Genomic DNA, 21,161 nt, shown 5'->3' on the forward strand with positions numbered 1-21,161 from the left:
CTATGGGATTAAAAGAAAAACTACACGGAATTAAAGAGGATTTCAAGGGCAAAAAAATGGCGCCGGCTTTTAATGCGCTGCACACTTTTTTGTATACGCCTAATGAAACCACACACAACGGGTCGCACATTAGAGCTGTTGATGATTTAAAGCGAACCATGAACACTGTGATTATGGCGCTTGTACCTGTTTTAATATGGGGAATTTTTAATGCAGGTTATCAGCACTATGCTGCTGTTGATGCTGCAAACGGAGTGATTCGTGAAGCAAGCCTTTTTGGCAACTTCTTCACTTGGGATAATTTTACGATGGGAGCGATTACCGTGCTTCCGCTAGTAATTGTTTCTTATGCGGTAGGACTGGCTGTAGAATTTGTTTTTGCGGTAATTAAAGGTCACGAAGTAGAAGAAGGTTATCTGGTAACCGGTATGCTTGTGCCTTTGATCGTACCAGTGGACATCCCGCTTTGGATGCTTGCTGTTGCGGTTATTTTTGGTGTTGTAATAGGTAAAGAAGTTTTTGGTGGAACCGGAATGAATATTCTTAACCCTGCACTTACTATTAGAGCCTTTTTATTCTTTGCGTATCCTACCTGGATGAGTGGAGATAAAGTTTGGGTACACGGTGCAAAAGAAGCAGTTGGCACTCCGGATGCTATTTCTGGAGAAACTATATTAGGTTCTTATGCTCAGAATTCTTCAGTAGTATATGATTTTACAGATAAGTTCTTTGGGTTTATTCCCGGATCTGTAGGAGAGACTTCAACCTTCTTAATCTTATTAGGTGGACTGTTCTTGATGTTTACTAAAATCGCAAGTTGGAGAATTATCCTAAGTGCGATCGTTGGAGCTGCTGCAATGGGGCTTATTTTCAACGGTGTTGTAGATGCAGGATGGATCACGGAGTCAAGTAAATTCTATGGATTGATGAGCACGCCTTATTGGGAGCACCTGATCATTGGGGGTATCGCTTTTGGTATTGTATATATGGCGACTGATCCTGTGTCAGGAGCGCAAACCAATACGGGTAAATACTGGTACGGTTTCTTAATTGGTTTTATTTCAATTATGATTCGCGTATTCAACCCGGCATATCCTGAAGGAGTATTCTTAGCGATTCTTTTGATGAACGTTTTTGCTCCTACAATTGACCACTATGTGGTTCAAGCCAACGTCAAAAAACGTATGAAACGTTTAAAACTTAAAACTGCTTAATAATGGCAAATACAGATAAAAACAGTTACACGATAATCTTTGCTATAGTGATGGTGCTTGTAGTAGGGGCGTTATTAGCCTTTACAGCATCAAGTCTTAAGCCTACGATTACCGAGAATGAGCGCTTTGAGAAACAACAGAACATTCTTTATGCGATGGGCATCAATGAGAATGTGGAAGGTTCAGTAAATTTTATACCTACCGCAGAAGTTGAAGCAGAATTCTCAAAATACATCAAACAACAATTAGTTATCCAGAATGGTGAAGTAAAGCAAGACAGTGCGGCTTACTTGATTGACCTTAAAGGCGAATTAAGTAAAGATATGTCTGAGCGTAAGCTTCCATTGTTTGTTGGAGAAAAAGAAGGTAAAGATTACTACATCATCCCACTTTATGGTAAAGGATTATGGGATGCGATCTGGGGCTTTGTAGCACTTGATGCTGACTATGTAGTACAAGGTGTTTTCTTTGATCACAAAGGAGAAACTCCGGGTCTTGGAGCAAACATCAAGGAGCGTTATTTTATGGATGACTTCACGGGTGAAGAGATTATGAACGGTACCCAGTATGAAGGTATTACTGTAGCGAAGGGAAATAACGACCCGTTAAACGACAGAAAAGATGATGGTAAGGTTGATGCCATTGCAGGAGCAACAATTACCGGAAACGGAGTAACTGCAATGATTAACAGTACGGTTAAGCTTTATATTCCTTACTTAAAAGATATTAAATTATAATTATGGCACTACTATCTAAAAAAGACAGAGGTCTTATAATGGACCCTCTAGCAGATAACAACCCAATTACCATTCAGGTTTTAGGAATTTGTTCGGCACTGGCGATTACGGCGCAGTTAAAAGCTTCGATAGTAATGGCAGTTTCAGTATTGTTTGTACTATCAGTAGGTAACGTTGTGATTTCGCTTATGCGAAATATCATTCCTTCTAAGATCAGAATTATTGTTCAGTTAGTTGTAGTTGCTGCTTTGGTAATTATCGTTGACCAAGTGCTTAAAGCATTTGCTTACGAATTGAGTAAGACGCTTTCAGTTTTCGTGGGACTTATTATTACTAACTGTATCATTATGGGACGTTTTGAAGCGTTTGCTTTAGGAAATGGTCCATACAGATCTTTTCTTGACGGAATAGGAAATGCTGCAGGATATGGAGCAATCTTAATTATCGTTGGATTCTCTAGAGAGCTTTTAGGTTCAGGTACGTTACTTGGATTTAAAGTACTTGGTGATCCAATCGAAAAAACAGGTCTTTACGCAATAGGTTATGAAAACAACGGTTTTATGTTGCTTTCGCCAATGGCGCTTATTGTCGTAGGGATTATCATTTGGGTTCAGCGTTCTAGAAACAAAACCTTAATTGAAGAAAACTAAAGATTACGATTTGAGTTAAAACTCATTTCTAACTTCTTATTATAAAAAAATGGAACACGTAGAGTTATTTTTTAAATCAATCTTTATAGACAATATGGTATTTGCCACGTTCTTAGGAATGTGTTCTTACCTGGCGGTGTCTAAAAAAGTTTCTACCGCTGTAGGTCTAGGGGCTGCTGTAATCTTTGTATTAGCAGTTACGGTACCTATGAACTGGTTACTTGATCAATATGTATTGCGCCCGGGAGCTTTAACTTGGCTAGGCCCTGAGTATGCAGAGTACGACTTGAGCTTCTTATCTTTTATTCTATTTATCGCAACGATTGCAACAATGGTGCAATTGGTTGAGATCGTGGTTGAGAAATTTGCGCCTGCATTATATACTTCTCTTGGTATTTTCTTACCGCTTATCGCTGTAAACTGTGCGATTTTGGGAGGTTCTTTATTTATGCAGTCTAGAGATATTCAAACTTTAGGTTTGGCTTTTAATTACGGTTTAGCTTCAGGAATCGGTTGGTTCTTGGCAATTCTTGCAATTGCAGCGATCCGTGAGAAAATCAGATATTCTAACGTTCCTGCGCCGTTAAGAGGATTAGGAATCACCTTTATCATTACTGGACTTATGGCTATTGGTTTTATGAGTTTTGGTGGAATGTTAACCGGTGGCGAAGAGAAAACCGAAACTACTGACGAAGTAGCAAAAGTAGAAGTTCAAAGTCAAGATACTGTTGAAGAAGAGGAGTCTTTAGCCGAAGTATCTCAAGAAATAAACAACAAGTAAATATGTTTTTAGCAGCAAGTACAGGAGGAGTTATCGCAGCAACTGTAGTGGCGTTTTTAGTACTAACACTTGTGTTAGTGGGACTACTACTTTTTGCAAAAGAAAAATTATCTCCATCAGGTCCGGTAAAAATTACCATTAACGGAGAAAAAGAAATTGAAGTTGATTCAGGAAGTTCGTTGCTTTCAACTTTAGGTGGAAAAAAAGTATTCTTGCCATCTGCTTGTGGTGGTGGTGGTACTTGTATTCAGTGTGAGTGTCACGTACTTTCAGGTGGAGGTGAGGCGCTTCCTACCGAAACACCACATTTTACACGTAAAGAATTAGCAGCAGGGGCGCGTCTTGCTTGTCAGGTAAAGGTGAAGCAAGATATGGACATCACTATTCCTGAAGAAGTATTCGGTATCAAGAAATGGGAGGCTACTGTAGTGCGTAACTATAACGTAGCATCATTCATCAAGGAATTTGTTGTTGAGATCCCTGAGGATATGGACTACAAAGCGGGTGGATATATTCAGATCGAAATTCCTGAGACTACAGTGAAGTTCGAGGATATTGACATTACCGCGCATCCAGAAGAGCACGAAACTCCTGATAAATTTAAAGAAGAGTGGGATAAGTTTAAACTTTGGCCACTTGTAATGAAGAATACAGAGACTGTAGAGCGTGCGTATTCAATGGCCTCTTATCCTGCAGAAGGACGTGAGATTATGTTGAATGTACGTATTGCAACACCTCCATTTGACCGTGCTAAAGGTGGATGGATGGATGTAAATCCTGGAGTTGCCTCTTCATATATATTCAGTAGAAAGAAAGGAGATAAGGTAACAATTTCTGGTCCTTACGGTGAATTCTTCATCAACGAGTCTGAAGCAGAAATGCTTTATGTAGGTGGTGGAGCAGGTATGGCGCCAATGCGTTCACACTTGTATCATCTATTTAAAACCCTCAAGACGGGTCGTAAAGTGACTTATTGGTACGGTGGTCGTTCTAAGCGCGAGTTATTCTACCTTCAGCATTTTTATGAGCTAGAGAAGGAGTTTGATAACTTTAAATTTTATCTAGTACTTTCTGAACCTTTAGAAGAGGATAATTGGAAAGTAAAAGAAGATATTGATAGCCCAGGAGATGGTTTTGTTGGATTTGTACACAATGCTGTGATCGAGCAGTACTTGAGCAAGCACGACGAGCCAGAAGAAATCGAATTGTATTTCTGTGGGCCTCCATTGATGAACAAAGCAGTTCAAAAAATGGGAGAGGATTTTGGTATTCCAGACGAGAATATTCGTTTTGATGACTTCGGAGGATAGTCAGAACTTAAATTATCAAAAAGCCGTTACGAAAGTAGCGGCTTTTTTTCTGCTATAATTCCACGCGCTGTATCTTTGCTTTATGGCAGAATTATTAAATAAACAGGAGCTTCATAACCTTGCGATGAATATCGTAGGAAAAGATCTGGAAGCTCAGGGTTTTGAATTTTTAGGAGTGAATAGTGAACTCAAACGCAATCCGCAGTTTGTAGCTTTACGCGACAAAAAATTGCATTTTGTGATCGTGCGGGCTGTGAGTTATCCCGAAAATGCTAATGCCTACGACGAAGGTTTTATGAGTGAAATGAAGTTACACGCAGATAAATTTAATGCAAAAACCTTTTATGCAGGAGTGGGTTTAGGTAGTGCAGAGGATTACGGAAAACCCGTAGAAAAGGGAGATTCTTACACAGTTATATATAACGGCTTACAAGAAATAGAATAATGAAGTATTTATTAGGTTTAGTATTAGGTTTGATTGCTATAAGTTGCGATACAGATCCAAAGTTGGTTGTGCTTTCAGGACAGGCATTAGGAACGGGATATCAAGTACAATTTTATGCCGATGAACGCTTTGAGGTTTCTCAGAAGTTTGATTCTACAATCGCAGCAATTAACAAGTCCATGAGTACGTACCAGCCGGATTCTGATATTTCAAAGATCAATGCCGGGAATACAACGGTTGTTGTTGATGCTATGTTTAAAGAAGTGCTCGCGTTGTCTAGAAAAGTCTATCAGGCTACTAATGGCTATTATGATCCCACTGTGGGGATTTTGGTTAACGCTTATGGCTTCGGCCCTGGAAAACCTTTAAAACAACTTGACAGTACAACATTAGACTCTTTAAAAGCATACGTAGGTCTTGATAAAATTAAAATTTCTGAAGAAGGAAAAATAATCAAGGACGATAAGTCGGTGTATCTTGACTTTAATAGTATCGCTAAAGGCTATTGTATTGATAGAATTGGGGCAATGCTTGAGGAGAATGGTGTTGAGCATTATTTGATTGAGTTAGGAGGCGAACTTTTAGCGCACGGAAAGAATTTGTCTAAAGATCAAGCATGGAGAGTAGGTATTGAAAATATCAACGCTCCGGTCACAGATAGAGATTACACTGAAGCTGTTTCCCTAGAAAATAAGGGTATGGCGGGCTCTGGTAATTATCGCAAGTTTAGAGTAGACTCTGTAACGGGTCAGCGTTATGTACATACGGTGAATCCATTAACGGGTTTAGCTGAAAAAAGTGATGTGCTGAGTTCAACAGTCATTGCTAAAACCTGCGCAGAGGCTGATGCCTATGCAACTGCATTTATGGCTTTAGGTTTTGAACGTTCTAAACAAGTTTTAGAACAAGCTGATGCTATTGATGCTTATTTGCTTTACACGCAAAGTGAAGGAGACAGCGTGCAGGTTTATATGTCAACTAAGTTTCAAGAGTATTTGATTCCGGCTAATTAATCAAGCTAAAGTGGCCGGTTACACGAGCTCCTTCGGGTAAAACGAGTTCGAACCAATAGTCGTCCGGTTTAAGAATCTTGTCTAAATACGTTCCATCCCAGCGGGCATCTTGAGCGCTCAGCTCTTTAAGCAATTTTCCATACCTATCATAAATGCGCACATAAGCTCCGGGATATTCATTTAAACCAATAAGTTCCCAAGTATCGTGGTAACCATCGCCATTGGGAGTGAAATATCTGGGATAATCCAGAATAAGAAAGGCTTGGGATTGCACAGAACCACATCCGTTAAGGTCTCTTACTGTAATAGTATGGTAACCTCTGGATAAGCCGGTAAATGAGTTGTTTGACGTATAGCCTCCGTTATCTAATGAAAACTCATAGGCTCCTTGTCCGGTAACATTGATGATCGCTTCATTCTGCGGATAGTTTAGACCTACAACTTCAACATCGACAATTGTTGCGCGCTCTGAGGCTAGCACTTGTGTGGTTTTGGTTGTGGAGCATCCATACGAATTGAATGCGGTTACACTATAGGTTCCAGGTTGATTGACGGTGATTGAGTTTAAAGTAGCCCCGCTTTGACCCGTACTCCATTCATAACGGGTAAACCCTGCATCAATTTGTAAAGTAAACGGATTGGGGTCATCTATACATAAGTATTGAATTTCTTCAAAAGCGTAGTCAGGGGAATCCACAACCAAAATGTCAAAAGAGCCGTCAGTGTAACAGCCGGTTGCTGAATTTATAGTTCTAAAATAAAGCGTTCGGGAATTTGCCGAAGCATCCCAGCTTATCGGAAGTCGGTCAACATCATTTGCCCGATTTGCGGTTGATTCATAAAAATAAGTGTCAAAATCGTCAGGATCTAATCCATTTAACGCCTCACTTTCAATGTCTGACAAATCATAAGTGAGTGTGGTGTTATCATCGCGACAATATATCAAAGGGTCGGGTTGACTCAATATTGGGCCATATTCATAGTCTAGTCTGAAACTATCTGTAATAATGCATCCTGTTGCAGTATTTCTAATATTGAAGAATATTTCAATTCCGCTAAAAGGAACATTGATGTTAGTTATAGCCCCGCGATTTGTAAATGCATCAATTGAAGAACTGTAATAAGTAATATTTAGATCGAGGTCAGAACCTGTGATCTGGTCGTTCAACGCGGCAAGGTCATAATTTTCAACGGTGGTAACATTACAAATATAAAGCTGATTTGGATTAATATAAACCGGATCTCTATTCACAATGAGATCAAATGTTTCAATCGAAGAGCAGGGCCCGGTTCTACTACTAATGCGCGCGTAGATAGTTTGCCTATTTGCAGTGGTGTTAGTGTATGTGTTGGGTAGCGGATTTTGGTCAAGGTTGGCATCACCTAACGAAGCGTGAAAACTAACCTGAGAGTCGGGGTGCCCGCTTGTGATACTTGAAGCTTGACTTGCGAGGTTAAAATCGTAAAAGCCGTCGTTGTTGCCTACAACATCACAAACTTCTATATCTTGAACGGTATTGTAATCGGGCGTTTCAGGAAACGTGGCAGTAACATTTAAATTAATTGAAAACCCTCCGGCGCCTATGGCACGATCAACTAAGAGATAATAGCGCTCTCCGGCATTTACTGTTAATTCTTGCAGATACCCATTACCATTGCCTCCCGGTCCCTCAGTAACATCTGTTTCTGTTGCGTTTAAACCTGTATTTGCACTTACTCCTGCATTTTGAGGATTGGTGCTACTGCAGCGAATAGACCTTCCTAAATTAGCACAATCAGTAACCGGACCATAAACCGCAAAGTCATAATCATCTGTGCCATTACCGGGAACGATATCAAAGCCTAATGTTCCGGCTTGATCAATATTGATCTCAAACCATACCGTAGCTGTGTTAAAACTGTAACAGGGAGGTACAAAGTTTCCGGGGAGACTGAATTCATCAAAGCCAATACCATTTGGTTCTACACCTACCGGAGTGTTGCCGCAAAGAATGATAGCATTGGTACAATCATTTGCTTGACTATATATCCAGTTGTTGAAAGCGAGAAGGACAAACAGAATAAAATAGCTTTTTTGCATAGCGATCATTTAAAACATACGGGCAAGAGCTCTCCTGGTGCTAAGCGGTATTTATCTACAGTTTCTACTGGCATCTTAGCGGTCAGGTCAATTTCTTTTACCTCAAAACCTATAGACCGTAATTTATCAAAATAATCGCGACCATAAATCCTAACGTGGTCATATTGACCAAATACTTTTGCGCGTTCTTTAGGATCTGTTATAGAATCATCAGCAAAGGTCTTGGCTCTACTCAGATCTTGCGGAATTTGTAAGATGGCCATTCCGCCCGGCTTGAGTACACGATATAATTCTTGCATCGCTTTAGTATCATCAGGAATATGTTCTAAAACGTGATTACAAAAAATGATATCATAAGTATTTTCACTGAAGGGCAAATCACAAATATCTGCTTTGACATCCGCGAGAGGAGAATTCAAATCAGTAGTAGTATAATCAAGATTTTGCATCTGCTTAAAGCGCTTGTAAAAGGCTTGTTCTGGTGCAAAATGAAGTACTTTTTTCTTTGCTTTAAAAAAATCAGTTTCCTCTTTTAGGTATAACCACAGCAGGCGATGTCGCTCTAACGAAAGGGTAGAAGGGGAGAGCACATTCTCTCTTTGGTTTTCGTAACCGTACGGCAAAAACTTCTTAAAGGTTTTTCCGTCTATAGGATCTTGATAGGTGTTGCCTCGTAGACTGAAGGCGAGAAAAGGTCTTGCAATGTAACTGAGACGAATTAATAAAGGGCGCGGAACACTATTTAAAACACGCTTAAAAAGACTTGAAATCATACTTGAAGATCTCCCCAGTTTTCTCCGGTTTTAATACGATGCAATTGCATTTCTGAAACACCAAATTGTTTCGCCAAAACTTTTAATCGGGTACGCCTGTTAGGGTCAAGTAATTTTTTCTTAAGTACTTTAGCTTCGGCGTAACTTAATTTAGTGTAGTGACGTTCCCCTGAAGTACGGCGCTTAATATCTAACGGACTCGTTTTTTGATGCGCATAGCGCTCTTTGTGTGTGGCCCATTTTAGGTTTGTAACTCTATTGTCAGTCTTGTCGTGATTGAGATGTAGTACCGCTTTTTCGTTTTCTCCGGCCTTTAAAAACGCTTTTGCCAGCAACTTGTGCAGATAGAAATTACGGCGTTTGCCATTAGCTAATTTGATGTTTACCGTTACATAGCCATTAATGTGTCCGCCTTTAATAATATTCCCATTTGGGTTTTTATTGTAGCTGCGCACTTGACCATAATTTGAAAGCCCTATTTTATAGCCTTCTTCCCAGTTATCTTCACGATAATCAATCCAAGTTTCTAACTGCATGGCACTTGGTATTTAAAAATTAATTGGTAATAGGTTGAGCTCTAAATGCATCTTCTTCATCGCTGGTAATGCCTAAAGCGTCATAAATATACTTAAAAGTTGAAAGAAGCTCAGGTTTTCCGTCTACTAAAGCAACATCGTGCTCAAAATGAGCGCTAGGCTCGCCGTCGCGGGTAGTGATCGTCCAGCCATCGCGATGTTGTTTGATGCGGTGTGTTCCTCTATTTACCATAGGTTCAATAGCGACAACCATTCCTTCAATAAATTTTTTACCGCGGCCTCGACGTCCGTAGTTAGGCATTTCAGGATCTTCGTGCATTTTAGCGCCCAGACCGTGACCTACTAATTCACGTACAATGCCATAACCGTGATCTTCACAATACTTCTGAATCGCATAACCTACATCTCCTACGCGATTACCAAACTTAAATTGTTCAATCCCTTTATAAAGCGATTCTTTAGTGACCTTCAATAATTTTTTAGTTTCAGGAGCTACTTCGCCTACTTCAAAAGTATAGGCGTGATCCCCGTAAAAACCATTTTTTAAAGCACCACAGTCTATTGAAATAATATCGCCGTTTTCAAGCGGTTTGTTATTAGGAATTCCGTGTACCACTTGCTCATTAGGGCTCATGCAAAGCGAATTAGGAAAATCGTAAAGTCCGAGAAATCCGGGAATAGCACCGTGGTCGCGAATACAGGTTTCGGCGATCTTATCAAGTTCTAATGTGGTTACACCGGGTTTTACTTCTGCTGCTAAGGCACCAAGAGTTTTAGACACGATTAGCGCGCTTTCACGCATAAGTTCTATCTCTTCTCTTGTTTTTACGATAATCATAGTCTCCTTTTTGAAGCTGCAAAGTTACAAAGTTTACTTGATAATCTACTTGTAATGCGCGAGGCTTATATAACTAAAATGCTCCTTATATATTATCAGGATTATTAGCGATCGTTTTAAAGAGTTTAGCCTTTGCTTTATAAAGCTTGTACGTGAGTTCTATTTGCTTCAGCTGGGAATCAATAAGTTTCAATTCGCGCGAATTGATCAAGAAAATCGAACTTTCGCCTACTTGATATTTACGCTCTTCTGCGTTGAGCATCGTTGCGTAATTGGTAACCAGTTCTTCGGCCATTGCATTTTGCTCTTGCAAGGTGAACAACTCAGTATTCACAGCTTTTATTTTATTCTGAAGTTGCAAGCGCAAGTTGGTCAGATCCAGTTCGGTGTCTTGTAATTTTAATTTAGCAAGTTCAAGATCTCCACGTTCTTTCCGAAGAAATAAAGGCATTTTAAAATGCAGTCCGGCTTTATAATTCTGAGTATAAAAACTGTCCAGATTCTCAGGTTCTGATGAAATAAAATTATAATTCACATCAATCACCGGAAGCAATTTATTGGCTTTAAGTCGCTTTTCAATTTCTAAACCTTCCACTTTATACGCCAGAGAGCGCATTTTAGGATGCTCGTTGATCTGAAAATCTGCAAGGTCAAAACCGGTAATATCCAATGTTTCATCAATAACAAAAGCTAAATCGTCTTGAGGAAAAACATCATCCTGTAGCTCCACAGGAATATTATTTCCTAACCACAGATAATTAGCCAATTCTAATTTTTTCTGAACGTACTCGAGTTCGACCTCTTTTAAACTCAGCGCTCTGCTTTGAACACTGATTTTAGCTTCAGTCGTATCAATTAACGGAATATCGCCCAGCAACGCACTTTGCTTAATTCCTCTAAAACGAACGATGGTATTTTCTAAAGAACGCTCGTAAAGCAGCACTTTTTTATAGGCTTGTAACCAGTCAAAATAAGCTACAGCCGCATCGTGCAAAATGGCGTTCACTGCCAGATCAAGATCAGCTCGCGCTTGCTGCTGATATACTTTAGCCTGTTTTAATGTGGCCATACGCTCATTGATCCATAAGCCTTGTCCTAAAGAAGCAGAAATCCCCGCAGTATAGAGTCCGTTTTCAGGAACTGTTTTTTGCGGATTTAAATAATATCCTTCGTTTTCTTCAAATTGTGCCTTAAGATCAATTCCGTACCAGGTAGGGATTTTAAAAGTAGCATTGAGCAAGTCATAATATTCAGTTTCTTTAAAAACCTTCTGATCAAAATCTACTTCAACTTTTGGGTCAAAACCACCACGCGCTTTGAGTAGTTTAGCATCTCCGGTTTCTAAAATCAGGTTGGCTTGCTTCGCTACAGGATGGTTTTGTTTCACCAGACTTATATACTCTGAGAAACTTAAAACCTGCAATGAATCTACCTGAGCTTGAAGCCCGGAAACACAACATAGAAAGGCCAGTATGATTATAGCTTTTCTCATTTTTTAGCAGAATCTTTATTAGGTGTTGCTGTTGTTGGGGTATAGTAGTTAGGTGGGAAACCGTTGAGTTTTCGCCACAACTCATACCAGATGGGCACGTCTTCTAAAAGTGCTAATGTGTTTGCACCGGCGCCTATACGCAAAGCTTCGGGCCAAGGCTGCTCATCAGGATCGGGAGCTAGAAGCACACGGTATTTTCCGTTAGGGCTTATGAAGCGCTCTACGGCAACTACCTTTCCTCCAAAAGTTCCGAAGGAATTATATGGCCAACCGCTAAAAACTATGGAAGGCCATCCATCAAACTGAATACGCACTTTTTCACCATCATGAATCAACGGAAGGTCTATGGGTTTTACATAAGTTTCTACCGCAATATCATAATTAGTAGGCATAATACTCACCAACTGTTGCCCTTCTTTAAACGTCTCGCCAATACCGCCTATGATTGCTTTATTAATAAACCCATCTTGTGGCGCTCGCACGTAATACAAGTTATTGCGGATCTCATAATTGGTGCGGGTATTTTCTAATTTGCTCACCGCAGCTTCGGTGTCTAGTTGTGTAGAAAGCGCTGTCGCTTGATCACTTTGAGCTTTGGAAATCTTATCTGCGTAGGTTGCTTCAAGACGGTTAAGCTCTATTTGTGCGTTTAACAATTCATTGCGACTGGCCAATAATTTATTTTCTTGCGAAATGATCTTAGCCTGAGCTTCCTGCAATTTCAAGCGTTTTTCTTCAACATCGGTCACAGCTTTTAAGCCTTCTTGTTGTAAGGCCAGCGTTCGCTCATACTGACGCTCGGCAATCCTAAGATTGGTTTTGGTTGCCTCAAAATCAATACTGTCGCTTTTGATCTTTAGCTGCGCTTGAATACGTTTGTTATCTGCTTGTTTCAGCTTTAAAATACGTTCGCTGCGCAAAGCTTCGATCTGATTACCTAAGGCGTTTACCTTGTTTTTATAGGATTCTACCGAACTGGCTTTAGCACGTACCTGTTGGTCTGTACGTTCTACCAGGTTAGGGTCAAAATATTCATTTTTCACTTCGGTAATAAAAAGGATCGTATCTCCTTTTTTTACCGACTCTCCCTCGCGTACATACCATTTTTCAACACGCCCGGGAATGGGAGATTGTATGGTTTGCGGTCGCTGCTCAGGGGTAAGTGTCGTTACATAACCTATACCAGAAATGGTCTGCGTCCACGGCAGAAAAAGTACTACGATTAAGATCACCGTAAACACTTTGAGAAAGCGATTAAAGTAGGCATAATGCTTTTTCTCTAAGACCTTTTTTGAAGCCTTATAGCCGCTAATATCTACCTTTTCGTTTATTTTATCTTGAGATATATTAAGCATAGGAGTTTAATTTGAAGTTGAAAGTTTGCCGCCGTCTAGCCACAAAGTGCGTTCACAGCAGTTGCGCCAAGCTTCGTCTTTACTGGCAACGATGATTGCCCAGGAGTTAGACTTGTCAAATAAAAAGTTTACGATGCGCTCTTTTTCTTCCGCAGAAAATTTAGTCAGCGGTTCTTTTAAGATCAAAACTTTAGGCTTTCGCACAATACTGCGCGCCATCACAATCTTATCAGCAATGGTTTTTGAAAGTCGCTGCCCTTCTGGTTTTATTAGCGTATCTAAACCTTTTGGTTGATCTTTTACAAAATCAGACAGCCCCATTTTTTCAATTGCCCAGTCTATATTTTCCTGCGGAACCGTTTTGTCACCAAACGTAATGTTGTCTAAAATGGTGCCTTCAAACGGAGTTTCCTCAGGAAAGGATTGCCCTAACAAGGCTCTGTAATGATTGAGCTGAATCCCTTTAACCGATTTGTTATTGATAAAAAATTCACCTGAAGTAGGTTCTAGAATTCCGGCGATGATCTTCAGTAAGGTTGATTTTCCGGCGCCGTTGGGGCCGTTAATCAGTACGTGTTCGCCGGGATTAATTTCAAGCGAAACCTTGTCAAGAATGATAACTTCATCAGCTTTATCTACATAGCTTACGTTGCGTAATTCCAGATTAAGATTGTCTGCATTGTCAAAAGGTTTTGATAACTCTTGATCTTCAAGTTTTTTGTCAACTACCTGACCAACTTTTTCTAAAGCCGTAAGCAGATCGTAAAAATTCTCAAGTCCTAAAATGAGTTTTTCAACCGAATTGATGATCAATACAATTATAATCTCAGCAGCCACAAATTGACCAATATTCATAGTTTGATTCAGTACGAGAAAACCACCAATTAATAATAGACCGGCGGTCACTAGTACTTTAAAAGCGATCATTTGTATAAACTGAATGCGCAAGATTTTAAAGTGACTCTCACGCGCATCTACATAATCACTCACCAAAGCATCATTTTTGTCGAGCGCAAGACTAGATCTGCCGGAAAGCTTAAAGCTCACCAGTGCTCTCGCGATCTCTTGGATCCAATGTGCGATTTTATATTTGTATTTTGATTCGGTAAGACTGGTTTGTAACCCGGTGTTTCCGGTGAATTTAAATACTAAATAAATCAAGAGAATCAGAAGGATTCCGTAGAAAATAAAAAACGGATGGTAAAACGAAAGCAATACCAATCCGAAAACAATTTGAACCAAAGCAGCCGGAAAATCCAGCACCAGTTTATACAAACTCTTCTGTATTGTGAGAATATCAAAAAAACGGTTTGCTAATTCCGGCGGATAATAATCTTTAAGTTCGCTCATCTTTATCTTCGGAAAGCGATAAGTAAATTCAAAAGACGCACGCGTAAAGATCTTTTGCTGCACATTCTCCAGAATACGTATTTGCATCAGTTGCAACGCACCTACAAAGGCAACTCCCAAAGTCACTAATACAACGAGAATAATCCAGGAAGTAGTGATCTGCGCACCTTGAATAAGATTTACGATCGCCTGAATCCCTAAAGGAAGCGATAAACTTACGAGACCGGCAAAAATGGCATAATAGAGAATTTGTAAGAAATCTTTCTTCTCTAATTTAAGTAGCCTTACAAAACGTTGCCAGGGCGTTAATGTCTTAGAATCCATATAGTGTTTAGGAGTTTAAAAGGTTTGAAGTAAGGTGGATAAAGTATTGTGACGGTGAGGTCTTCTTTCCACAATCTGTTAAAGAGGTAAAATGATCCTTTAGAAAATGCTGATGTAATGAGCCCGCTAAAATGGTACTTGCCAGACTTGCGGGGTAAGGATAGCCTTCATTTACATCGGCGATCATTTCTTTCAACCGGGTTGAAAGTCGTTTGTAAATAACAAAATAACCTTCTTTATTTTCATCATCAACCTCTTTAGTAAGGTAAGATTTTGAATATTCATTGATAACGATCTTGTTAAGCGCTACCTCATTAATATGATTAAATGAATGATCTTCTTCAACCTCACGCGTAAGAATCTCGATGGCTTGTTCTAGCTTTTCTTTAGGATCATGAATGTTTGCAGTAGCAAAAGCGAGTTGGTATTCTTTCCATCCCCAATACCAATTCGTTAAATAAATCAAGAATTTATGCTTGTTCTCAAAATACCTGTAGATCGAACTTTCGTTAGATTCAATACAATCGCCTAATTTTTTGAATGTAAAATTATCAAAGCCTAATTCGTTGATTAATAAAATACCGTGCTTAACAATACGTCTTCCTAATAGCGAAGATTCGGGGTCTTTTAAATAGACATTGTCGTTGATAATGATCTTCAAATTGCGAAGTAACTCATCCATAAAAACAAATTTTGATCGCTAAATTAATAGTAATACTATTAATTCTGAAAATTTTACAATTATTTTAGTCTATAACGTTATAGTGGTTGGAAATAGGCTTTTGATTTAGAGTTATTTATGGATGAAAGGCTAAGAGTATTGATGACTTCAGAGGAACAATTCGATTAAAAAAATAGTCTTTTAGGAGTTCACCTTTTGATTTCTTCAAGGAATACCGTGTACGCTTTATGTATCTTTGCGCAATCAAAATTGAAAAATGGCACAGAATTTTAAATCCTTAGGACTGAATAAAAACCTGATCAAAGGCTTGAATGAGCTTGGCATTGTAAAGCCAACTCAAATTCAGGAAGAAGCTATTCCGTTGCTTTTAGAAGGAAATGCGCATTTAGTTGGGCAGGCTCAAACCGGTACCGGAAAAACTGCAGCTTATGGATTGCCAATTCTGGAGCGTATAAATGCGAATCAAAAGAGTATACAGGCGCTGATTCTGTGTCCAACGCGTGAATTGAGTCAGCAGGTAGCAAAGCAGCTTTTTAAATTCACAAAATATACCGAGAAGATTTTTACCGAAGCCGTTTACGGTGGGGAGAAGATAGATATTCAGATCAAAAATTTGAGCAGGCCTACACATATCGTTGTGGCTACTCCGGGACGTTTGATCGATTTGCTTAACCGAAAGGCAATTGACCTATCTCAGGTGCATACCGTGGTGCTTGACGAAGCAGATGAGATGCTGAGTATGGGCTTCAAGCAGCAGCTTGACGAAATTTTAAGCGCGTTGAGAAATGTTGAAAATAAATGGTTATTTTCAGCGACTATGCCGCACGGAATCAAACAGATCGTTAATCAGCATATGGCTGAAGATGCGTACCGTATTCAGATAAGTCGCGATGTGGTGAATAAAAATATCGAGCATAAATTTTTGCAGTGTGAAGAGGTTGATAAACTACCTATTCTTTTGGACTTCCTGAGAAGTAAAAAAGGAGAACGCGGAATTATTTTCTGTAAAACCAAAGCGGCCACAGCAAAACTGGCCAAGCAATTGATTGCCAAAAATGTTGCTGCCGAAGCTCTTCAAGGAGATATGCTACAAAAAGAACGCGATAAAGTGATGCGTGCTTTTAAAAACGAAAGTTTGCGCCTACTTGTTGCAACAGATATTGCTGCCCGTGGGATTGATGTTCAGGATCTCACTTTTGTGATTCATTATCAAATGCCTGATCAAGAAGAATATTATACCCATAGAAGCGGCCGAACTGCAAGAGCCGGTAAAGAAGGCTTATCGCTGGCTTTAGTGACTTCTAAAGAGTTGCGCACTCTTCGTAATTATGAAAAATCTTTAGGAATTGGCTTTAGTGAGGTAAAAGCACGCTAGTAGCTTTCAATAACCTTTTTGATATCGGCACGCGTTAAAACACCGCTTTGTCGCCAAACCTGCTCACCATTTTTAAAAAGCATTAGGGTAGGAACGCCGCGCACCTGAAATTTCTGAGCTAAGGTTTGATTTTTGTCGACATCAACTTTTACGATCTTGACCTTTTCGCCCAGATCTTTTTTTACGTCTTCAAGTATAGGTGCTAACGTTTGGCACGGTCCACACCATGTCGCAAAAAAATCTATCAGTACCGGAGTTTCTGAATCTGTAAGATTACCAAAGCTTGTTTTCATACTGCAAAACTAGGAGTATTCCACTTAAATGTAAAAAGCTTTAACGACATCTTAATACAATGCTAAGAAGCGCTTATATGGGCGTTAAATGCCGTTAATCCTTTAGTGCGCCTTTTGGGCGCTAAGTAACTTTAACCAAGAATACTTGAACCGCAAAAAATACTAATGTTATGGAAACCAGTAAAGAAAATGTTTTAGTGGCAGGCGCAAACGGAACGACCGGAAAATTGATCGTAAGCTATCTCGATCAGTCGCAATATTATAACCCGGTGGCTATGGTGCGCAAACAAGAACAGCAAAAACAATTTAAAATACAAGGAATAGACACCGTTTTAGGGGATTTAGAAAAGGATTTATCTAAAGCGGTAAAAGGTATTGATAAGGTAATTTTTACTGCGGGTTCCGGCGGAGACACTGGTCCTGAAAAAACAATTGATGTAGATCAGGAGGGTGCCAAGCGACTTATAGATGCGAGCAAAGATGTTGAGGTTAAAAAGTTTATCATGCTAAGTTCAATTAACGCTGATAATCCTGAAAGTAGCGAGTCGCTGAAACACTATCTGGAGGCTAAACGTAAAGCAGATAATTATTTAAAGAATAGCGGACTTAACTATACGATTGTGCGTCCCGGAACTTTAAAAAATGAAGAAGGCACGCGTAAAATTGAAGCGGCACTTGATGTAGAGCACGGCGAGGTTACCCGAGACGATGTTGCTTATACGTTGGTTCACGTGTTAAATGATGATGTGGCGCAAAATGCCGTTTTTGAAATGGTCGAGGGCGAGCAAAGAATAGAGGATGCTATTAAAGAATTTTAAACATTTTCCATATGAATCGATATACTTCAATCTGTTTTGTGGTCTTCACGCTCACTTTATTTTCTTGTGTAGAAAGCATTCCTAAAAATCTTGAAGTCGAAAGTCAATCGAAGGAACAAATTTTTGATAAGGGTACCCGCACCTCAAAGGAAAAGTTTGTGGGAGATGTTTATATGAATTTGTTAGTTCCTGAAGATTCGATATACACTACAAAATCGGGTAGCGTAACTTTTGAAGCGGGCTCACGTACCAACTGGCATTATCACCCTAGCGGACAAATTTTAATGGTTACAGAAGGAACAGGGTATCACCAGATTGAAGGCCAAGCCAAAGAAACGATAGTTAAAGGGGATGTGATCAAAGTGCCAAAAAATGTAAAGCATTGGCACGGCGCTTCAGCCGATGAAGCTATGACCCACATTTTTGTGATTCCAAATACAGAGATGGGAGCTTCCGTATGGTTTGAACCTGTAAGCGACGCAGAATTCACAGAGTAGATTACTATTTGAAGTATGAAATCAGGTTAGTTGATTTATCAGTAGAAAACCAAAAAACCCTGTGAAGTGTTAATTTCACAGGGTTTTTTAAATTCTAGTTGTACCCGGGATGGGACTTGAACCCACACGTACGAAGTACACACGGCCCTCAACCGTGCCTGTCTACCAATTTCAGCACCCGGGTCTGTTTAATTCAAAATTACTATAAAATAAAACCAGACGGCAAAATCTGGTTTAAATTCTTGTGACTTGGCTGGGGCTCGAACCCAGGACCCTCTCCTTAAAAGGGAGATGCTCTACCAACTGAGCTACCAAGTCGATGGTGTACTAAAAAACAAAACCAGACGTTAAAATCTGGTTTATGTGGTTTGTGACTTGGCTGGGGCTCGAACCCAGGACCCTCTCCTTAAAAGGGAGATGCTCTACCAACTGAGCTACCAAGTCTTTCCTTAAATGCGGCTGCAAATATACATCCATTTTTTTAATCTACACAAGCCTTTTTGTGATAAATTTGAATAAAATTAAAGAAGCAGGTATAGGCTTCTGAAAATCAGTAATGTTTTAAAATGAAAATCTATTTAATAGGCTATATGGGTTCAGGAAAGTCTACCTTAGGGAAGATCTTGGCCCAAGAGCAGGAGATGAATTTTATCGACTTTGATCATTTTCTTGAAGAAAAAGAAGGAAAATCTATTGCAAAAATTTTTGAGGAGCGCGGTGAAATTTATTTTAGAAAAAAAGAGTCAGAATATTTAAATGAATTGCTTCAGGGGTATGATAACACAATTATAAGCCTGGGAGGCGGTACACCTTGTTACGGAGACGCAATGGAGCGCATTAAAGCGGCCGAAGGAACTTCGGTTTATATAAATGTAGGCGTTGCGGAATTAACACAGCGTTTGTGGTCTCAACGCGATCATCGTCCTGTTTTAAAACATCAAGATACTCCAGAAAAATTAGAAGAATTTATACGGAAACACTTATTTGAGCGCAGTTATTACTACAATCAAGCAGCTGTCAAATTGATGGTTAAAGGAGAGCCTGTAGGCGAACTCGTCGCGCAATTGCAACAAAAACTATTCTAAGATCGCAGAGTCTTTGCCGGGCTTGAAGCGCACTTTAACGCGTTCATTAAGTGAAGTGCTCAAGGAGATACCTTTAAAATCTGCCTTAACCGGATATTTTTTATGATTACGATTGACTAAAACAGCGGTCTTAAATTGTTTTAGAGGTACATCTAGAAAGTGCTTTACACCGTAAATCAGCGTCGTTCCGGAATTCAAGACATCATCTATAAGCACAAGAGATTTATCTTTGTATTCTGATGCATTAAGAGAGGTTTCAACTGTGCCTTGAGGAGCAGTTTTATTCATTGTAACTTTGCACAAGGTACATTGAAGCGCTGAAACTTCCTCGAGAATTGCTTTTAAACGCTCGGCAATAACATAACCGTTAAGTGCGATTCCGGCAAGAATAATTTCTTTTTCGTCTACGTTGCTTTCGTAGATCTGATAAGCAATTCGGCGAATTTTATTCTTAATGTCTTCGTGATCTAAAATGGTTTGCACCTCGATTTTCATCATTTAGCTGTTGTTGATTTTTCAAAGATAAAAAAGAGTTCGTTGCCTTGTCTTGGTTTTATAGAATTATAGCAGGCTTCTAAAGTTCTAAATTCAAAATAAGGCGTAAATAAGTTTTGATATTCTGTTAGGCTTCCGCCAAATGGAGGTCCTTTTTCGGTCAATTCAAAGTTGAATAAGACTCCAGCGATTTTGCCTTTTTCAGCTAATAGATCAAAGCAGTGTTGGACATAGCTAGGTCTTAAATCAGGTTCTAAAGCACAAAAAAAGGTTTGTTCTAAAATAAGATCATACGTGCCGTTATGGTCAAAAAAATCACCTTCGATCAGTTGATAGTTACAGTTTTCCGGCAGGCGCGCTTTAAGATTTCGCAACGCGGAAACTGAAAAATCAACTACCGTGACATTTTCAAATCCTAAATGCGCTAGGTGCAGCACTTCGTGGCCATAACCAGCTCCAGGAACAAGAATTTTTAAATCTTTGTTAGTGATCTGGTCAGTATATTCTTTTAAAGGTTGAGTCACTTGGCCGGCGTCCCAACCCGTTTGATCATTTTGATACCTGTGCTCCCAATAATTTTTATTTAAATCAGTCTTCAAAAAAGTCGTCGTTTTCGTAAAAGTCATCAAGATCACGCCGATCTTTTTTAGTGGGCCGCCCGGTTCCTTTTTTTCGATAATAATCCTGTGAATATTTTAAAAGATCTAGTTTTTCAAGGTTTTCAGCAGGAGTTTTATCAACGCAGTAGAGGCCAACCAATTTGGCTCCCACGCGACTAGGCGGATGGTCTAAGACCTCAATGACATAGTTAATTTGATTTTTTCTTACTTGAATGGTGTCTGATGGAAACACTTCTCGCGAAGGCTTCACTGCAACATCATTAATTTTTACCTGTCCTTTCTTACAGGCATTTGTAGCTATAGAACGTGTTTTAAAGTATCTCACACACCACAAATATTTGTCAACTCGCATAATCTATTGCTTTAAAGCTCGTTTTTAACAATACAAAAATAGCGTA

The 21,161-nt window shown here is 39.5% G+C and carries 23 protein-coding genes and 3 tRNA genes; 11 read left to right on the top strand and 15 right to left on the bottom strand.

Annotated features, from left to right (window positions below; all coding sequences use genetic code 11):
- The first annotated feature begins 2 nt into the window (after window positions 1-2).
- From BUA96_RS15055 to BUA96_RS15085, 7 genes are all read left to right on the top strand, one after another.
- A complete protein-coding gene (locus BUA96_RS15055; RefSeq protein ID WP_072984482.1) occupies window positions 3-1,214 on the top strand; it encodes an NADH:ubiquinone reductase (Na(+)-transporting) subunit B in 1,212 nt (403 codons plus the stop codon).
- Between the two features lie 2 nt (window positions 1,215-1,216).
- Window positions 1,217-1,951: a Na(+)-translocating NADH-quinone reductase subunit C gene (locus BUA96_RS15060; protein ID WP_072984484.1), complete on the top strand. Its 735-nt coding sequence runs from the start codon at window positions 1,217-1,219 to the stop codon at window positions 1,949-1,951.
- 2 nt (window positions 1,952-1,953) lie between these two features.
- Window positions 1,954-2,601, top strand: coding sequence for an NADH:ubiquinone reductase (Na(+)-transporting) subunit D (locus BUA96_RS15065; protein ID WP_072984486.1), 648 nt, complete (start codon window positions 1,954-1,956; stop codon window positions 2,599-2,601).
- Between the two features lie 49 nt (window positions 2,602-2,650).
- Window positions 2,651-3,382, top strand: a complete 732-nt coding sequence (gene nqrE / locus BUA96_RS15070) for an NADH:ubiquinone reductase (Na(+)-transporting) subunit E (protein WP_072984488.1) — start codon at window positions 2,651-2,653, stop codon at window positions 3,380-3,382.
- A 2-nt stretch (window positions 3,383-3,384) separates the two neighbouring features.
- Window positions 3,385-4,692, top strand: a complete 1,308-nt coding sequence (gene nqrF, locus BUA96_RS15075) for an NADH:ubiquinone reductase (Na(+)-transporting) subunit F (protein ID WP_072984490.1) — start codon at window positions 3,385-3,387, stop codon at window positions 4,690-4,692.
- Window positions 4,693-4,774: 82 nt separating this feature from the next.
- Window positions 4,775-5,137 (top strand): Na(+)-translocating NADH-quinone reductase subunit F, encoded by a 363-nt coding sequence (locus BUA96_RS15080; RefSeq protein ID WP_072984492.1) that lies wholly within the window; start codon window positions 4,775-4,777, stop codon window positions 5,135-5,137.
- Entirely contained in the window at window positions 5,137-6,150 is a 1,014-nt protein-coding gene (locus tag BUA96_RS15085; RefSeq protein WP_072984494.1) for an FAD:protein FMN transferase, read from the top strand. The genes BUA96_RS15080 and BUA96_RS15085 overlap by 1 nt, the downstream gene beginning before the upstream one ends.
- On the opposite strand, the gene BUA96_RS15090 is transcribed toward BUA96_RS15085, so the two are convergent.
- The 8 genes from BUA96_RS15090 to BUA96_RS15125 all read right to left on the bottom strand — a co-directional run bounded on the left by BUA96_RS15090 (window position 6,143) and on the right by BUA96_RS15125 (window position 15,580).
- Window positions 6,143-8,230, bottom strand: coding sequence for a T9SS type B sorting domain-containing protein (locus BUA96_RS15090; RefSeq protein WP_072984496.1), 2,088 nt, complete (start codon window positions 8,228-8,230; stop codon window positions 6,143-6,145). The two genes, BUA96_RS15085 and BUA96_RS15090, sit on opposite strands and share 8 nt — an antisense overlap.
- Before the next feature lie 5 nt (window positions 8,231-8,235).
- On the bottom strand, window positions 8,236-9,000 hold the full coding sequence (locus tag BUA96_RS15095; protein ID WP_128755739.1) for a class I SAM-dependent methyltransferase: 765 nt from the start codon (window positions 8,998-9,000) through the stop codon (window positions 8,236-8,238).
- Window positions 9,000-9,539, bottom strand: coding sequence for an HNH endonuclease (locus BUA96_RS15100; protein ID WP_072984500.1), 540 nt, complete (start codon window positions 9,537-9,539; stop codon window positions 9,000-9,002). Before BUA96_RS15100 ends, BUA96_RS15095 begins: the two co-directional genes overlap by 1 nt.
- Window positions 9,540-9,558: 19 nt before the next feature.
- On the bottom strand, window positions 9,559-10,377 hold the full coding sequence (gene map / locus BUA96_RS15105; protein WP_072984502.1) for a type I methionyl aminopeptidase: 819 nt from the start codon (window positions 10,375-10,377) through the stop codon (window positions 9,559-9,561).
- Between the two features lie 85 nt (window positions 10,378-10,462).
- Window positions 10,463-11,869, bottom strand: a complete 1,407-nt coding sequence (locus tag BUA96_RS15110) for a TolC family protein (RefSeq protein WP_072984504.1) — start codon at window positions 11,867-11,869, stop codon at window positions 10,463-10,465.
- Entirely contained in the window at window positions 11,866-13,224 is a 1,359-nt protein-coding gene (locus BUA96_RS15115; protein WP_072984506.1) for an HlyD family secretion protein, read from the bottom strand. Before BUA96_RS15115 ends, BUA96_RS15110 begins: the two co-directional genes overlap by 4 nt.
- A gap of 6 nt (window positions 13,225-13,230) precedes the next feature.
- Window positions 13,231-14,898, bottom strand: coding sequence for a peptidase domain-containing ABC transporter (locus BUA96_RS15120; RefSeq protein ID WP_072984508.1), 1,668 nt, complete (start codon window positions 14,896-14,898; stop codon window positions 13,231-13,233).
- A gap of 7 nt (window positions 14,899-14,905) precedes the next feature.
- Window positions 14,906-15,580, bottom strand: a complete 675-nt coding sequence (locus BUA96_RS15125) for a TetR/AcrR family transcriptional regulator (RefSeq protein WP_072984510.1) — start codon at window positions 15,578-15,580, stop codon at window positions 14,906-14,908.
- A gap of 256 nt (window positions 15,581-15,836) precedes the next feature.
- Here BUA96_RS15125 and BUA96_RS15130 point away from each other — a divergent pair, with 256 nt between their 5' ends.
- On the top strand, window positions 15,837-16,955 hold the full coding sequence (locus BUA96_RS15130; protein WP_072984512.1) for a DEAD/DEAH box helicase: 1,119 nt from the start codon (window positions 15,837-15,839) through the stop codon (window positions 16,953-16,955).
- Here BUA96_RS15130 and trxA read toward each other — a convergent pair.
- On the bottom strand, window positions 16,952-17,248 hold the full coding sequence (trxA, locus tag BUA96_RS15135; RefSeq protein ID WP_072984514.1) for a thioredoxin: 297 nt from the start codon (window positions 17,246-17,248) through the stop codon (window positions 16,952-16,954). The genes BUA96_RS15130 and trxA overlap by 4 nt on opposite strands.
- A gap of 170 nt (window positions 17,249-17,418) precedes the next feature.
- Here trxA and BUA96_RS15140 point away from each other — a divergent pair, with 170 nt between their 5' ends.
- Together BUA96_RS15140 and BUA96_RS15145 are read left to right on the top strand one after the other, a co-directional pair.
- Window positions 17,419-18,066, top strand: coding sequence for an SDR family oxidoreductase (locus BUA96_RS15140; protein ID WP_072984516.1), 648 nt, complete (start codon window positions 17,419-17,421; stop codon window positions 18,064-18,066).
- 11 nt (window positions 18,067-18,077) lie between these two features.
- Complete coding sequence (locus BUA96_RS15145; RefSeq protein WP_084673187.1) at window positions 18,078-18,563, top strand: cupin domain-containing protein; 486 nt, start codon at window positions 18,078-18,080, stop codon at window positions 18,561-18,563.
- Window positions 18,564-18,664: 101 nt separating this feature from the next.
- On the opposite strand, the gene BUA96_RS15150 is transcribed toward BUA96_RS15145, so the two are convergent.
- The 3 genes from BUA96_RS15150 to BUA96_RS15160 form a co-directional block, all read right to left on the bottom strand.
- Window positions 18,665-18,747 (bottom strand) — tRNA-Leu (locus BUA96_RS15150).
- Window positions 18,748-18,808: 61 nt separating this feature from the next.
- Window positions 18,809-18,881 (bottom strand) — tRNA-Lys (locus BUA96_RS15155).
- Between the two features lie 53 nt (window positions 18,882-18,934).
- Window positions 18,935-19,007: transfer RNA gene (locus BUA96_RS15160), tRNA-Lys, on the bottom strand.
- A gap of 122 nt (window positions 19,008-19,129) precedes the next feature.
- Between BUA96_RS15160 and BUA96_RS15165 the strand changes: the two genes are divergently transcribed.
- Window positions 19,130-19,648 carry a shikimate kinase gene (locus tag BUA96_RS15165; protein ID WP_072984518.1) on the top strand — a complete coding sequence of 173 codons (519 nt, stop codon included), beginning with the start codon at window positions 19,130-19,132 and terminating at the stop codon, window positions 19,646-19,648.
- Here BUA96_RS15165 and BUA96_RS15170 read toward each other — a convergent pair.
- From BUA96_RS15170 to BUA96_RS15180, 3 genes are read right to left on the bottom strand one after another with little or no spacing between them, the layout of a single operon-like run.
- Window positions 19,640-20,143: a phosphoribosyltransferase family protein gene (locus BUA96_RS15170; RefSeq protein ID WP_175546506.1), complete on the bottom strand. Its 504-nt coding sequence runs from the start codon at window positions 20,141-20,143 to the stop codon at window positions 19,640-19,642. The genes BUA96_RS15165 and BUA96_RS15170 overlap by 9 nt on opposite strands.
- Entirely contained in the window at window positions 20,143-20,742 is a 600-nt protein-coding gene (locus BUA96_RS15175; protein WP_084673196.1) for a methyltransferase domain-containing protein, read from the bottom strand. The genes BUA96_RS15170 and BUA96_RS15175 overlap by 1 nt, the downstream gene beginning before the upstream one ends.
- A complete protein-coding gene (locus BUA96_RS15180; protein WP_072984522.1) occupies window positions 20,732-21,115 on the bottom strand; it encodes an RNA-binding S4 domain-containing protein in 384 nt (127 codons plus the stop codon). The genes BUA96_RS15175 and BUA96_RS15180 overlap by 11 nt, the downstream gene beginning before the upstream one ends.
- Window positions 21,116-21,161 lie beyond the last annotated feature (46 nt).

The sequence above is a fragment of the Leeuwenhoekiella palythoae genome (assembly GCF_900130045.1).
GTDB lineage: Bacteria > Bacteroidota > Bacteroidia > Flavobacteriales > Flavobacteriaceae > Leeuwenhoekiella > Leeuwenhoekiella palythoae.

What these genes read in the sequence shown, in the direction of transcription:
- BUA96_RS15055 (WP_072984482.1), top strand. Translation starts at nt 3, where the DNA reads ATGGGATTAAAAGAAAAACTACACGGAATTAAAGAGGATTTCAAGGGC.
- BUA96_RS15060 (WP_072984484.1), top strand. Translation starts at nt 1,217, where the DNA reads ATGGCAAATACAGATAAAAACAGTTACACGATAATCTTTGCTATAGTG.
- BUA96_RS15065 (WP_072984486.1), top strand. Translation starts at nt 1,954, where the DNA reads ATGGCACTACTATCTAAAAAAGACAGAGGTCTTATAATGGACCCTCTA.
- nqrE (WP_072984488.1), top strand. Translation starts at nt 2,651, where the DNA reads ATGGAACACGTAGAGTTATTTTTTAAATCAATCTTTATAGACAATATG.
- nqrF (WP_072984490.1), top strand. Translation starts at nt 3,385, where the DNA reads ATGTTTTTAGCAGCAAGTACAGGAGGAGTTATCGCAGCAACTGTAGTG.
- BUA96_RS15080 (WP_072984492.1), top strand. Translation starts at nt 4,775, where the DNA reads ATGGCAGAATTATTAAATAAACAGGAGCTTCATAACCTTGCGATGAAT.
- BUA96_RS15085 (WP_072984494.1), top strand. Translation starts at nt 5,137, where the DNA reads ATGAAGTATTTATTAGGTTTAGTATTAGGTTTGATTGCTATAAGTTGC.
- BUA96_RS15090 (WP_072984496.1), bottom strand. Translation starts at nt 8,230, where the DNA reads ATGCAAAAAAGCTATTTTATTCTGTTTGTCCTTCTCGCTTTCAACAAC.
- BUA96_RS15100 (WP_072984500.1), bottom strand. Translation starts at nt 9,539, where the DNA reads ATGCAGTTAGAAACTTGGATTGATTATCGTGAAGATAACTGGGAAGAA.
- map (WP_072984502.1), bottom strand. Translation starts at nt 10,377, where the DNA reads ATGATTATCGTAAAAACAAGAGAAGAGATAGAACTTATGCGTGAAAGC.
- BUA96_RS15110 (WP_072984504.1), bottom strand. Translation starts at nt 11,869, where the DNA reads ATGAGAAAAGCTATAATCATACTGGCCTTTCTATGTTGTGTTTCCGGG.
- BUA96_RS15115 (WP_072984506.1), bottom strand. Translation starts at nt 13,224, where the DNA reads ATGCTTAATATATCTCAAGATAAAATAAACGAAAAGGTAGATATTAGC.
- BUA96_RS15120 (WP_072984508.1), bottom strand. Translation starts at nt 14,898, where the DNA reads ATGGATTCTAAGACATTAACGCCCTGGCAACGTTTTGTAAGGCTACTT.
- BUA96_RS15125 (WP_072984510.1), bottom strand. Translation starts at nt 15,580, where the DNA reads ATGGATGAGTTACTTCGCAATTTGAAGATCATTATCAACGACAATGTC.
- BUA96_RS15130 (WP_072984512.1), top strand. Translation starts at nt 15,837, where the DNA reads ATGGCACAGAATTTTAAATCCTTAGGACTGAATAAAAACCTGATCAAA.
- trxA (WP_072984514.1), bottom strand. Translation starts at nt 17,248, where the DNA reads ATGAAAACAAGCTTTGGTAATCTTACAGATTCAGAAACTCCGGTACTG.
- BUA96_RS15140 (WP_072984516.1), top strand. Translation starts at nt 17,419, where the DNA reads ATGGAAACCAGTAAAGAAAATGTTTTAGTGGCAGGCGCAAACGGAACG.
- BUA96_RS15145 (WP_084673187.1), top strand. Translation starts at nt 18,078, where the DNA reads ATGAATCGATATACTTCAATCTGTTTTGTGGTCTTCACGCTCACTTTA.
- BUA96_RS15165 (WP_072984518.1), top strand. Translation starts at nt 19,130, where the DNA reads ATGAAAATCTATTTAATAGGCTATATGGGTTCAGGAAAGTCTACCTTA.
- BUA96_RS15170 (WP_175546506.1), bottom strand. Translation starts at nt 20,143, where the DNA reads ATGAAAATCGAGGTGCAAACCATTTTAGATCACGAAGACATTAAGAAT.
- BUA96_RS15180 (WP_072984522.1), bottom strand. Translation starts at nt 21,115, where the DNA reads ATGCGAGTTGACAAATATTTGTGGTGTGTGAGATACTTTAAAACACGT.